The 12,919-nt window shown below is 70.9% G+C and carries 10 protein-coding genes; 9 read left to right on the top strand and 1 reads right to left on the bottom strand.

Going from position 1 to position 12,919, the window contains the following annotated elements:
• The first annotated feature begins 255 nt into the window (after window positions 1–255).
• Window positions 256–1,749, top strand: a complete 1,494-nt coding sequence (locus CLV30_RS01560) for a DEAD/DEAH box helicase (protein WP_106535411.1) — start codon at window positions 256–258, stop codon at window positions 1,747–1,749.
• Here the strand turns inward: CLV30_RS01560 and CLV30_RS01555 are convergent.
• The gene (locus CLV30_RS01555; protein WP_106535410.1) at window positions 1,746–3,587 is read right to left on the bottom strand and encodes an acyl-CoA dehydrogenase; all 1,842 of its coding nucleotides are present in this window, start codon (window positions 3,585–3,587) and stop codon (window positions 1,746–1,748) included. The two genes, CLV30_RS01560 and CLV30_RS01555, sit on opposite strands and share 4 nt — an antisense overlap.
• A gap of 177 nt (window positions 3,588–3,764) precedes the next feature.
• Between CLV30_RS01555 and CLV30_RS01550 the strand changes: the two genes are divergently transcribed.
• The 8 genes from CLV30_RS01550 to CLV30_RS01515 all read left to right on the top strand — a co-directional run bounded on the left by CLV30_RS01550 (window position 3,765) and on the right by CLV30_RS01515 (window position 12,918).
• Entirely contained in the window at window positions 3,765–4,280 is a 516-nt protein-coding gene (locus tag CLV30_RS01550; RefSeq protein ID WP_165358401.1) for an META domain-containing protein, read from the top strand.
• 251 nt (window positions 4,281–4,531) lie between these two features.
• Entirely contained in the window at window positions 4,532–8,056 is a 3,525-nt protein-coding gene (locus tag CLV30_RS01545) for a hypothetical protein (protein WP_106535408.1), read from the top strand.
• Between the two features lie 513 nt (window positions 8,057–8,569).
• The gene (locus tag CLV30_RS01540; protein ID WP_106535407.1) at window positions 8,570–9,133 is read left to right on the top strand and encodes a GNAT family N-acetyltransferase; all 564 of its coding nucleotides are present in this window, start codon (window positions 8,570–8,572) and stop codon (window positions 9,131–9,133) included.
• 128 nt (window positions 9,134–9,261) lie between these two features.
• Window positions 9,262–9,882 (top strand): DUF4178 domain-containing protein, encoded by a 621-nt coding sequence (locus CLV30_RS01535; protein ID WP_205740363.1) that lies wholly within the window; start codon window positions 9,262–9,264, stop codon window positions 9,880–9,882.
• A 7-nt stretch (window positions 9,883–9,889) separates the two neighbouring features.
• Window positions 9,890–10,393, top strand: coding sequence for a DUF2617 family protein (locus CLV30_RS01530; protein ID WP_165358400.1), 504 nt, complete (start codon window positions 9,890–9,892; stop codon window positions 10,391–10,393).
• Complete coding sequence (locus tag CLV30_RS01525) at window positions 10,393–10,815, top strand: DUF4247 domain-containing protein (RefSeq protein ID WP_106535405.1); 423 nt, start codon at window positions 10,393–10,395, stop codon at window positions 10,813–10,815. The genes CLV30_RS01530 and CLV30_RS01525 overlap by 1 nt, the downstream gene beginning before the upstream one ends.
• A 23-nt stretch (window positions 10,816–10,838) precedes the next feature.
• Window positions 10,839–11,297 (top strand): DUF350 domain-containing protein, encoded by a 459-nt coding sequence (locus CLV30_RS01520; RefSeq protein ID WP_106535404.1) that lies wholly within the window; start codon window positions 10,839–10,841, stop codon window positions 11,295–11,297.
• A gap of 28 nt (window positions 11,298–11,325) precedes the next feature.
• Complete coding sequence (locus tag CLV30_RS01515) at window positions 11,326–12,918, top strand: polyamine aminopropyltransferase (RefSeq protein WP_205740405.1); 1,593 nt, start codon at window positions 11,326–11,328, stop codon at window positions 12,916–12,918.
• The last annotated feature ends 1 nt before the right edge of the window (window position 12,919 follow it).

Genomic DNA, 12,919 nt, shown 5'->3' with positions numbered 1-12,919 from the left:
ATGGTAGCCGGGTGAATTGCCGCCGCGTGACGTGGCTCTCCCGGTCCCGATGTGTGCCAAGGGGCCGGAACCGGTAGACTTGATCTCAGCCACGGGTCCGTGTTCACGACGGGCCCGTTCTCGTGCCCGAGTTCTATGACGGTGGAACGTCCAAGGGAAAGTCGGGTACCGCGCCCCTGAGGCTCATCGCGCTGACGCACCCGCGCCGGCGCGCCGGGAGCGCGCCCGCTGTTCAACCGGACCGGAGTGCCGTCCATGCCGCACGATCGCGCCAGCCTGCCCACAGGATCCACCAGCCACCCGCAACGGAGCGGCCAGCGCTCCGACCAGCGCTCGGGTCGAGGACCGCGTCGCGACGACCGCGCCGGTGGCCGTCGCCCGAACCGCAAGGGCGACCGCCGTTCCGGAGGCGGCCCGTCGCAACGGCGGACGGTCGACCCGGCACGCAAGGCCGCCATCGAGGCGTTCGACCCGGCGGGGTCGGTGTTCACCGGCCTCGGTGTGCCCGAGAAGGTCGTGCGCATCCTCGGTGTCGACGGCATCGTCGAGCCCACCGCGGTGCAGGCGGCGGTGCTGCCCGACGCCATGGCCGGAAGCGACGTTCTGGGCCGGGCGCGCACCGGTTCCGGCAAGACGCTGGCCTTCGGGCTGCCGGTGCTGGCACGTCTCGCCGGTGGCCGCAGCCAGCCGAACCATCCCCGGGCGCTGATCATCGTGCCGACCCGCGAGCTGGCCGGTCAGGTCTCGAAGGCCATCGAGCCCCTGGCCGACGCGCTGGGGTTGCGGATGGTCACGGTGTACGGCGGCTCGCCGTACGACCGGCAGATCCGCCGCCTCGACCGTGGAGCCGACATCGTCGTCGCCACCCCCGGACGTCTCGGCGACCTGGTGGACCGGGGCGCCTGCAAGCTCGAGTCCGTCGAGATGGTCACGCTGGACGAAGCCGACCACCTGTGCGACCTGGGGTTCTTCCCGGTCATCGACGACCTGCTCGGCCGCACGCCCGCGGGGGGTCAGCGGCTGCTGCTCTCGGCGACGCTGGACGGTGACGTCGACCGGCTGGTCCGTCGTCACCTCACGACGCCGGCGCGGCACGAGATCGACCCGGACGCCGGCTCGATCACGACCATGGACCACCACGTGCTGGTGGTGGGCCCGCACAACAAGATCGACGTCACCACCGACCTGCTGCGGGCCAACCCGCGCAGCATCGTGTTCACCCGGACCAAGGGCGGCGCGACCAGGCTCGCCGAGGACCTCGAGGGCGCCGGAGTCCCCGCGGTCGACCTGCACGGCGACCTGTCCCAGCGGGTCCGCGAGCGGAACCTGGACCGGTTCCGCAGCGGCCAGGCGAAGGTCGTCGTGGCCACGGACGTGGCCGCGCGGGGCATCCACGTCGACGGTGTCGGCCTGGTCGTGCACTTCGACCCGGCCGGCGAGCCGAAGTCGTACCTGCACCGGTCCGGGCGCACGGCGCGCGCCGGCGCCTCCGGCGCCGTCGTGACGGTGGCGACGCCCGGGCAGGCCAGGAACCTCGGCGAGCTGTTCCGCAAGGCCGGCGTCGACGCCAAGAACGTCGACGCGCGAGCCGTGGACGGTGCCATCACCCCGTCGTCGCTGACACAGGCGCCGACGATGGCGGTGCCGGAGCCGTCGCGCAGTGCGCCTCGCCGCAACAACGCCCGCCCGCAGCAGAACCGCCGCCGTCGTGACAACCGCGACCGGTCGCGGGGGCGTGCCGGCGCCTAGAACGCGGCTTCGTCGAGGTCCATGAGCGCGTTGTCGGTGCCGTCGACGACGGCGCGCTCGGTGGTAAGGCGGGGCAGCACCTGCCGGGTGAAGAACTGCGCCGCCGCCACCTTGCCCTGGTAGAACGCGGTGTCCTTCGTGGTGACGTCGTCGGCGTCCAGCTTGCTCAGCGCGACGGCCGCCTGCCGCACCAGCAGCCAGGCGACCACCAGGTCGCCGGCCGCGAGCAGGAACCGGGTGGTGTTCTGCCCGACCTTGTAGACGTCACGCGGGTCGCCGGAGGTCAGGAAGCCGACCAGGGTGCCCAGCATGCCCTGGACGTCGTCGAGCGCGGTGGCCAGGAGCTCGCGCTCGACCTTCAGGCGCCCGCCCCCGGCCTCGTCGGCCAGCGTGGCCCGGATCTGCTGGGACAGCCAGCCGATGGCCTGCCCGTCGTCCTTCACGATCTTGCGGAAGAGCAGGTCCTGGCCCTGGATCGCGGTGGTGCCCTCGTACAGGGTGTCGATCTTGGCGTCACGGACGTACTGCTCGAGCGGGTAGTCCTGCAGGAACCCGGAGCCGCCGAACGTCTGCAGCGACTCGGAGCCGAGCAGCACCCAGGACCGCTCGGAGCCGTACCCCTTGACGATCGGCAGCAGCAGGTCGTTCACCCGCTCGGCCTGCTCGTCCGTCTCGCCGCGGGCGGCGGCCTCGGCCACCCGCTCCTGCATGGTCGCGGTGTAGAGCACGAGCGCGCGCATCCCCTCGGCGTGTGCCTTCTGGGTCATCAGCGAGCGGCGGACGTCCGGGTGATGGGTGATGGTGACCCGTGGCGCGGTCTTGTCCGTGGCGCGGGTCAGGTCGGCACCCTGGACGCGTTCCTTCGCGTACTCCAGCGCGTTCAGGTAGCCCGACGAGAGCGTGGCGATCGCCTTGGTCCCCACCATCATCCGCGCGTACTCGATGACCTGGAACATCTGGGCGATGCCGTCGTGCACCTCGCCGAGCAGGTATCCGGCGGCGGGCTCGCCGTCGCCGAACGTCAGCTCGCAGGTCGACGAGACCTTCAGCCCCATCTTCTTCTCGAGGTTGGTGGCGCGGACGCCGTTGCGCTCACCGAGCTCGCCGGTGACGTGATCGAACCGGAACTTGGGCACGATGAACAGCGACAGCCCCTTCGTGCCGGGCCCGCCGGCGCCCTCGACGCCGACCGGGCGGGCGAGGACGAGATGGACGATGTTCTCGGACATGTCGTGCTCGCCGGAGGTGATGAACCGCTTGACGCCCTCGATGTGCCAGCTGCCGTCGTCCTGTGGGTAGGCCCTGGCCCTGCCGGCGCCGACGTCCGAGCCGGCGTCGGGCTCGGTGAGCACCATGGTGGCCGCCCACTGCCGCTCGATCATGATCTCGGCGATGCGCTGCTGTGTCTCGGTGCCGTTGTTCCAGATGACGCTGGCGAACGCGGGGCCGGAGGAGTACATCCAGGCCGCGGCGTTGGCGCCGAGGATCAGCTCGGCGCCGCCCCAGAAGATCGACAGCGGCAGCGGTGTCCCGCCGAGACCCTCGGGCAGCCCGAACCGCCACACCTCGGAGTTCATGAGTGCCTGGTAGCTCGTCTTGAAAGGCTCGGACACGGCGACACTGCCGTCCTCGGGATCGAACACCGGAGGATTGCGGTCGGAGTCCGCGTACGGCTCGGCGAGCTCGTCGCGGCTCATCCGGTCGATCTCGGCCAGGATGCTGCGGGCGGTGTCGACGTCGAAGTCGGCGTACCTGCCGTGACCGAGCAGCTCCCCGCTGCCCAGAACCTCGAACAGGGTGAACTCGATGTCGCGCAGGTTGGACTTGTAGTGGCCCATGGATTCCTCCGTGCGGCGCTGTCAGGCGGTGGCTACCAGCGAGTAACCCCATGATGCTACCAGTGAGTAACCCCGTGCAACCTGGTGCCCGCCGCGCGGACGCGAGCTCGCTCACAGATGCCGGAACTTTCCTCGTGCCGGAGGGAACGGGTCGCGAGCCCGAGGCGTCACATCGGTATGCGACGACTTCGAATCCTTGCCGCGGTGGCGAGCATCGCGCTGATCGCCGCGTGCGGCGGCAACGACGACCAGACGACGGCCGTGCCCGAGGACGGTTCCGGGTCGACGAGCGCCGGCGAGCCGACCGGCGACGGCACCGACACGTCGACGACGCCGGTGGCCGGCAACACCTGGGTCGTCCAGCGGGTCAAGACGGCCGACGCGTCGATCAAGGCCAAGCAGGACCTCGGCGCCTACCTGCAGATCACGAAGGACGGCGACGTGGAGGGCAACACGAGCTGCAACGGCTTCGGCGGGTCGGCCGAGGTCGGCGACGGCGTCGTCACGTTCGAGCCGCTGCTGGCCACCAAGAAGGCGTGCTCGGGCAAGCGCGGCGACCTCGACACCGCCATCCTCGGCGTGCTTCAGGGCAAGGTCGAGACCGAGATCTCCGGCGACACCATGACCATGACGAACACCGACGGCGCGACGCTGACCTTCACGATCGGTGAGCCTCCCGCGACGGAGATGTGATCGTCGGCGTCCACATGGCGTGTCCACACCGTTGTGGATACGCCGGTCGAGATGTGGACGACCAACGGACGAAGGCCCCTCGGACCCTTACGCCGAGGGGCCTTCGTTGTTCTCTCACATCCGCGGCCGGGAACCACGGTGCGACACGACAGATCTTCCCACCATGCGGGCGTGGCGGGTATGCCCGTGACGCCGGAAAGATACATTGATCACTGCCGTGATCGTCATCCGCAGGCGCCCGAGGAGGTACCGTGCGCGACCGGCTCAGCCGCGCCGAATCGGCGCTGCGTTCCGCGGTCGAACGAGGTGGTGAAGCGGACCTCGGTCGCGACATCGACCCGCGCGCCGTCGAGTCGCCGGAGGCCTGGGACGGCGCGCGCACCGTCCGCGCCCGCGTCATCGACGAGCTGCTGCGCGACGCGGCGCCGTCCGCTCACAACGACGCCGTCCGCCTGACCGGCGTCCGTATCACCGGCGGGCTGCGGTTCCGCTACGGCCGGCTGGCACGCCCGCTGCGGCTGGACATGTGCTGGATCGACGACGTCGCGCTGTTCGCCGAGCTGACCGCCGCCGGCATCGAGCTCGTCCGCTGCCGCCTGCCGGACCTGCGCACCGAGTCCGTCGACGTCGAGAGCGCCATCTCGGTGCGCGAGTGCCACGTCGACGCGGTGACGATGGTCGACACGCGGGTGCACCGGTCGGCGTCGTTCGAGGACACCAGGTTCACCGGCGTCGGGACCCTGTTCCACGCCCGCAACCTGTCGGTCGGCGGCGACCTGCTGCTCAACCGGGCCAGGCTGTTCGCCGACGCCGGCACCGCCGTGCACTCCGAGCGGCTGCGTGTGGACGGCGGCCTCGGACTGGTCGGCATCCGGGCGCGCGGCACGGTGCTGCTGTCCGGCGCTGCCGTCGTCGGCCAGATCGACCTGACCGACGCCGTGCTGCGCCACCGTGAGGGTGTCGCCCTCGACGCGCGGCGGATGGTCGCCGGCGGCCTCGACGGGCACGGACTGCGCTGCAGTGGCGCGATCGATCTCGGGCACGCCGCCATCGCCGGGCGGGTGACGTTCGACTCGGCCGTGCTCGCCAACCCCGGCGGTGACGCGCTGCAGGCCGGCGACATCGAGGCGGACCGGGTCGAGGCCGAGAACGGCACCCGGATCCTCGGGCGGGTGCTGCTGCCCCGGGGACAGGTCCGCGACACGCTGGCGCTGCGCGGCGTCGAGATCAGCAACCCCGGCGGGTACGCCGTCGTCGGCATCGGTGCGGCCGTGGGCTCGCTGGTGGCGGACCGGGCGCGACTCGTCGGGCGGGTGGTCTTCGACGAGTTCGAGGCGACCTCGGTGCGGTTCGTGGGCGCCCGGGTCACCAATCCCGACGACTCGTGGGCGCTGAGCTTCCAGTCCGCCACGGTCCGGCGCGATCTCAACCTCGAGCGGCTGAACACCAAAGGCGCACTGAACATCAAGGGCGTGCGGGTCGGCGCCGGCATCTTCCTCGACGGCGCGGACCTCGACGGCGGGCACCGGGCGCTGGGCGCGTCGCGCGCGGTCGTCGGCGAGCGGCTGGTGTTCGGCCGGCGGTTCCGCTGTCGCGGTGACATCGACCTCGCGCACGCCGACGTCGGCAAGAGCCTCGCCCTGGACGGCTCCACGGTCCAGGGCGTGCTCCGGCTCTTCCAGGCACGCGTGCGCAGCGACGTCCTGCTGCGGGGCGCGTACATCGAGGCGCACGGCATCGGCGTCGACGCGATCGGGCTGCGCGTCGACGGACGGTTCGCGGCCCGTGGCCTGGTCTGCGACGGCGCCGTGCGGCTGACCGCGGCGGTGGCCGACGCTGTGGTGCTGACCGGGGCGCAGCTGTACAACCCGGACGCGAACGCGCTGATCGCCTCGCGTATCGAGGTCCGCGGCGACTTCGTCGTCGGTGACGACCCGTACTCGCCGGACCTGGGCTCGTTCTCCGCCGACGGCCGGGTGGTGATGCGCGACGGATCGGTCGGCGGCGACCTCGTGTTCGACGGCGCCGAGCTGCGCAGGCCGAACCACCGGGTCCTGGACGCCACCGGCGTGCAGGTCGGCGGCAAGATCTCGCTGGAACGCGCCCAGATCCACGGGATGGTCTCGTTCGACCAGGCGCGCGTGCGCCGCCGGATCGTCCTGGGCGAGACCACGTTGGCGGGCTCCGGCGTCGGGTCGGCGGACGGGCCGATCGTGTTCAGCGCCACCCAGACGACCTCCGAGGAGCTGCTCGTCGACCGCGGCCTGTTTCGCGGCGCGCTGCGGCTCACCGGGTCGGCGTTCGTGGCCGGGGTGAGCCTGCGCCACGTCACCATCGAGGCGCACGACAGCGCGGCGTTGCTCGCCGCGGACATGACGGCCGGCGTCATCCGGCTCACCGGCCTGGACGTCGACGGCGCGGTCGCGCTGCCACGCTGCCGTGTGGGCGGTGAACTACTGATCGACGGCGGGCGGTACCGGCACGCCGGGCGGATCGCGGTGGACGCCGCGCACATCTCGGTCGCCGGCGCGCTCATCGTCCGCGAAGCCGACCTGACCGGCACGCTCGTGCTGCGGCGGGCGGAGGTCGGGCTCGCGATGCAGCTCTCCGGGGTGCAGGGGGCCGTCGGCTCGACGCCGGACGGCGGCGCCTCCGTCGACCACGTGGTCACCGCCGTCGGCATGCGCGTCGAGGGCAACGTCGAGTGCCGGCGGCTGTCGCTGGCCGGGCAGGTGTCGTTCGCCGAAGCCGTGCTCGCCGGGCGGCTGGTGTTCCACGACGGCGGCCGGTTGACGAACCCGGGCCGTCCGGCCCTGTACGCGCCGGACCTGCAGGTCGCCGGCGCCGTGGAGTTCGGGACGCAGTACGCCGACGACACCGCCCGGCTGACCGTCGTCGGCGACATCCGGCTGGACCGGGCGCGCCTCGGTGAGGTCTGGTGGGAGCACGTCTCCATCAGTGAGGGGGCTGTCGAACCGGGGCCGGCGGAGCCGATCGACGAGGCGAAGCCGGTCATCAGCCTGCGCGAGGCCGTGGTCGAGCGGCGGGTGCTGATGGACGGCCTCGACGTGGCGCCGCCGGCGCGACCGGGCCGCCCGGTGGTCGTCGACCTGTCCCAGATGCAGGCCGGAACGGTCGAGCTGCCTCCCGGCGAGAGCGCCGTCGACCTGCGCGACTCCGCGGTGCGGACACTCGTGCTCGACCCCACCGACACGACCACGGTCATGCTCTCCGGGCTGACGTTCGACGATCCGGGTGACGCCGACGTCGACACCGCGCTGTCGTGGCTGCGCCGCGACCTCACCGGTTACCAGCATCAGGTCTACGAACAGCTGGCCGCGCACTACCACCGTGCCGGTGAGGACGCGGCGGCGCGCACCGTGCTGCTGGCGCGGCAACGGCACCGGCGCGACCTGCTCGGCACGTCGTCGTTCGGCCAGGTGCTCATGAAGGGCTGGGGATATCTCCAGGACGTGACCGTCGGCTACGGTTACCGGCCGGGTCTGGCGGCGGTGTGGTTCACCGGCCTGCTCGCGTTCGGGACGGCGTACTTCGCAGGAAGCGAGCTCGAGCCGGTCGAGACGGACGTGCACCCGACGTTCAACCCGTTCGGCTACACGCTCGATCTGCTGATCCCGCTGCTGAGCCTCGGCCAGGACTCGGCGTGGGATCCGCGCGGACCGGACCTGTGGGTGGCTTACGGGCTGATCTTCTGCGGCGCGGTTCTCGCGACCACCGTCGTCGCGGCCGTCACACGGGTGCTGAACCGGCGGTGATCGGGCCGCGTCCGTCCACAGATTTTGTACACAGGGTTGTGGGTTGTGGGTGGTCTCGCGCTCACAGACCTGTGGACGACGCTGTGGGTTCCGCGGGTCCGGATGTTCGTGTCCGTTGGACCCCTTGTCAGGGTCGCGCCACCGGACTAGAACGGCTTCAGCGTCCATGCGATTCGGAGTTCGGCACAGGTGCGAACCCGAGGGCTCCGAAGGAACGCAGGACGTGCCGGACGGAAAACGGCGGGCCCTCGCCGGGACGGGTTCCCGGCGGACTGTGTCCGATGCGCAGGGGTTCCGCTCGGAGCCGGACGGCAGATCGGACCTGCGGCGGTCCGTCGGGGGAGCGCCGCGGTGGCACACATCGGGTGCCGGCACGGCCGCCGCGTAGCCGGTGGCGGTGGGTCCGGTCCTGACGGAGGCCCCTCGGACCCCTTACTCCGAGGGGCCTTCGGGCGTCGCCGGCGTCCCGGAAATCCCGTTGCCGGCCGGTCCGCGGCTGCGTAGAACGGTGGCATGATCGACGCCGCCGCCGTCACCACCAAGCCCACGCTCGCCGGGGACCGTGTCCGGCTGGTACCCATCGACGCGCACCACGCGCCGGCCGTGTTCGCGTCATTGCAGGATCCCGAGACCATGAGGCTGACCGGAACCCACACCACGTTCACGTTCGAGCAGGTCGAGCGGTTCTGTGCGACCCGGCCCGAACAGGACGACCGCCTCGACCTCGCCATCGAGGCGGCCGGTACCGGCGAGTACGCCGGGGGCATCGTGCTCATGGGCATCGACGGCGACAACGAGACGGCCGGGTTCCGCATCGACCTCGTCCAGGCGTTCCAGGGACGCGGATTCGGCCCGGAGGCGACCCGGCTGCTGCTGCGTTACGCGTTCGACCGGATCGGCCTGCACCGGGTCCGGCTCGAGGTGTTCGACTTCAACCAGCGTGCCGTCCGCGCATACGAGAAGTGCGGATTCGTGCTCGAAGGACGCGAGCGCGACGCGTTGCAGTGGGACGGCGAACGCCACGACACGTTGATCATGGGCATTCTGCGCCCGGAGTTCGCCGAGCGGGACGGCTGACGACGTGCGCCGGTGAACGCGACCGGAATTCTGCGCACCGGGCGGTTCAGGCTGGCCAGCACGTGTGTATTGTGGCGCGGGGCACAAGGACCGAACAGCCGGCATGCACGACGTCTGGGGGATGAGCCGTGGGAGCCATCGTCGTACTGGTGGTCGTCGCGGTGGTGGTCGTGGCGGTCATCATGGTCATGCGCGCCCGCCGGGCCCGCGAGCAGCAGGCCGCGACCGCGTCGACGCCGCGCGACCCGTTCGAGCCCGGCGAGAGCACGTTCGGCGACCCCCGTTCGCTCAAGGCCGGCGACATGGTCGAGTTCCTCGGCGAGCAGATGTTCGTGCGCGGCTCGCTGCGCCTGCGCGAGGGCGGTTACCGGTGGAGCGAGCACTTCCTCGACGCCATGACCGACGCCGCCGGCTCGCGCCGGTGGCTGTCCGTCGAAGAGGACCCCGACCTCGAGGTCGTCGTGTGGACCGAGCTGAAAGGCACCGACCTGCAGCCCAGCGCGAAGGTGCTCACGCATGACGGCATCGAGTACCGCCGCGACGAGCACGGCACCGCGACGTTCGCCTCCGAGGGCACGACCGGGCTGGGCGCCACCGGTGGTGTGGAGTACGTCGACTTCGAGGGGCCGGGCGGGCGCTACCTGTCCTTCGAACGGTTCGACGGCGGCGAGTGGGAGGCCGGACTGGGTGAGAAGGTCCCGGCCGGCACGCTGACGATCTATCCCGGCAGCGACGGGTCGGGGGACTGATCCGCGCGTGCTCGCCACCCTGGATGTGCCCTACGTCGACACGAGGGCCACGGATCTCGTCTGGACGCTCGGGCACCCGGTGGTGCCGGCGCTGACGTCCGTACACGTTCCGGCCGGGCCCGGCCGCGGCCTCGAGCTGCGCGTTCTGGGTGCGTCGCACCAGGTGGTCCTGGACGGGCCGGACGACCAGATCGTCGAGACCGTGGCCTGCCTGCCGGGCCAGCAGCCGCATCTGCCGGAGGCCGCGCGCCGCCGGCTGGGCGCGCGGGACTACCGGTTCCGCACCAGGGTCGACCGGCTCTCGGCGGCCGGGGTCCGCAATCGCGCCCGGTGGCTGCGTGCTCTCGATGCCGACGGTGACGGCGACACGGTCGTGGCGGCGTTCCCGGCCGACCCGGACGCCGTCACCGCGCTGCGCGCTCGCAGCGACTCCGCCCGCGTCGCCTGGGACACCTGGCATCTCTATCCGAACAGCCGGCAGATCGTGACGACCAGCACGGAGGTGGTCTGATGAGGGGGACGGGTGCACGCGCACTCGTGGCGGCGGTAACCGCGCTGGTGACACTGACGGCGTGCAGCAGCACCGAGGAACAGGTGCGCAACTTCGTCGACGAGAACTACGAGCGCGTGTCCGAGTCCGGCGAGTACGCCGCGTACCGGTCGTCGGAGTCCGTCGACGACGTCGCCGACGACATCGAGTCCGCGGCGACGCCGGGTCGTCAGCACGAGGACGAGACCGGTGAGTACCTCGGCTACGAAGAGGTCATGGTCCACGTCGAGGAAGAGCCGAGCGGGTCGGGGTCGACCATCGAGGTCACCGACGCCAGCGACGGCTACGACCGATGGGGCGTGGCCATCATCCCGGTGTGGGGAACGTTCGGCGGCAGCTACCGCAACGCCTTCTCCGGCGGCGGCTCCGGCTTCGGCAAGTGATCGTAATGAGAGGACGACGGTAGATGCTCATGGCATTGGGGGTCGACGGCGACCTGAGCGCCGGAGACCTGGTGGAAGAGGCGGGGATCATCCTCGCCTACTGCGGCGTCGGACTGGCGATGATGCTGCTGGGCTTCATCCTGGTCGACATCCTGACCCCGGGGAAGCTGCGCGATCTCGTCTGGGTCGAGCGCAACTACAACGCCGCGGTCATGGTGGCCACGGGGTTCGTGGCCCAGGGGATCATCGTCGTCGCGGCGATCTACGCCAGCTCCAACGACTTCGGTGAAGGCATCGTGTCCACGATCGTCTACAGCATCGTGGGCCTGGTCGTGAGCACCCTGGTGTTCTTCCTGGTCGACCTGCTGACGCCGACCAACATGCGCCGCGACCTGGTGCACGTCGAGCCGCAACCGGCCAGCTGGGTCATCGGCACGCTGCGTATCGTGGTCTCGGCCATCATCGCGCTGGCCATCATCTGACCCACGCTCGAACCCTGGAGAGACCGCACTGAGCCCCGAGCTGTCCACCCGATCCGACGCGCCCGCGACGGGATTCTCGCGTCCGGCGCGGACGGTCATCCTCGGTGCGGCGCTGGTGTGCGCGGCCTGCGGGCTCGTGTACGAGCTGGCGCTGATCGCGCTCGGCAGCTACCTGATCGGCGACACGGTCGTGCAGGCCTCGATCGTGGTCTCCGTCATGGTGTTCGCGATGGGCATCGGCTCGCTGGCGGCGAAGCCGCTGCAGCGCTTCCCCGCGGTGTCGTTCGTCGCGGTCGAGTCGTTGCTGGCCCTGGTCGGTGGCGTGGCCGTGCTCGTGCTGTACCGCTCGTTCGCTGTCACCGACGCGTACACGCCGATGATGATCGTGCTGGCGGCCATTATCGGCACCCTGATCGGTGCCGAGATCCCGCTGCTCATGACGTTGCTGCAGCGTATCCGCGCGCAGGAGGCGGGATCGGCGGTCGCGGACATGTTCGCGGCCGACTATCTCGGTGCGCTGCTCGGCGGGCTGGCGTTCCCGTTCGTGCTGCTGCCGACGCTCGGACTCGTCAAGGGGACGATCGCCACGGGGGTGCTGAACCTGGTGGCCGGCACCGTCGTCGTGATGTGGCTGTTCAAACGGTCGCTGTCGCGGTGGGCCTGGACCGGAATCGCGACGCTGGTGGTGGCGGTGGCGGTGGTCCTGACCGTCGTGTGGTGGCGAGCGGACGCCATCGAGGTCGACGCGCGCCAGCAGCTGTTCCGCGACCCCATCGCGTACGCCGAACGGTCGGAGTACCAGGAGATCGTGCTGACCGAGCGCCAGCACATCGGCGGTGCCGACGACGTCCGCCTCTACCTCAACGGCGACCTGCAGTTCGCCTCGCCGGACGAGTACCGATACCATGAGTCGCTGGTGCATCCGGTGATGGCCGGCCCGCACCAGCGGGTGCTGGTGCTGGGTGGCGGCGACGGGCTCGCGCTGCGCGAGATCCTGCAGTACCCGGACGTCTCCGAGGTGACGCTCGTCGAGCTCGACCCGGCGGTGCTCGAGCTGGCCCGCGAGAACGAGAGCGTGCGTGAGCTCAACGGCAACTCGTTCGCCGACGACCGGGTCAACGCGGTCGCGGCTGACGCGTTCGGGTGGGTGCGTGAGCGCCTGGACGAGGGCGTCGAGCCGTACGACGTGGTGATCGTGGACATGCCCGACCCGGACTCGACGGCCACGTCGAAGCTGTACTCGCTGGAGTTCTACGGCATGGTGCACGATCTCGTCGCCGACCGCGGACGCATGGTGGTGCAGGCGGGGTCGCCGTTCTTCGCGCCGCGCTCGTTCGCCAGCGTCCGCGAGACGGTCTCGGCGGCGGGGTTCGGGGCCACCCCGTACATGGTGTCGGTGCCGAGTTTCGGCGACTGGGGATTCGTCCTGGCCGACCCTGGTGGCTCGAAGCCACCGCTGCGGCTGCCGGAGCAGCGGCCGGACATGCGGTACCTGTCGCCGGCCGTACTCGACGCGGCGACAGTGATCCCGCCGGACAAGACTGTGCGTGACGCCGAGGTGTCGACGATGCTCGACCCGGTGATCCTGGAGTACACCCGCGAGGAGTGGCAGCGTTGGTGAC

Source organism: Haloactinopolyspora alba, from assembly GCF_003014555.1.
GTDB classification, from domain to species: Bacteria; Actinomycetota; Actinomycetes; order Jiangellales; family Jiangellaceae; genus Haloactinopolyspora; species Haloactinopolyspora alba.
This window is presented reverse-complemented; position numbering and strand designations above follow the sequence as displayed.

Excerpts from the sequence above, each read along its gene's own strand:
- CLV30_RS01560 (WP_106535411.1), top strand. The coding sequence starts at position 256 with ATGCCGCACGATCGCGCCAGCCTGCCCACAGGATCCACCAGCCACCCG.
- CLV30_RS01525 (WP_106535405.1), top strand. The coding sequence starts at position 10,393 with ATGAGGGGGACGGGTGCACGCGCACTCGTGGCGGCGGTAACCGCGCTG.
- CLV30_RS01550 (WP_165358401.1), top strand. The coding sequence starts at position 3,765 with ATGCGACGACTTCGAATCCTTGCCGCGGTGGCGAGCATCGCGCTGATC.
- CLV30_RS01555 (WP_106535410.1), bottom strand. The coding sequence starts at position 3,587 with ATGGGCCACTACAAGTCCAACCTGCGCGACATCGAGTTCACCCTGTTC.
- CLV30_RS01540 (WP_106535407.1), top strand. The coding sequence starts at position 8,570 with ATGATCGACGCCGCCGCCGTCACCACCAAGCCCACGCTCGCCGGGGAC.
- CLV30_RS01520 (WP_106535404.1), top strand. The coding sequence starts at position 10,839 with ATGCTCATGGCATTGGGGGTCGACGGCGACCTGAGCGCCGGAGACCTG.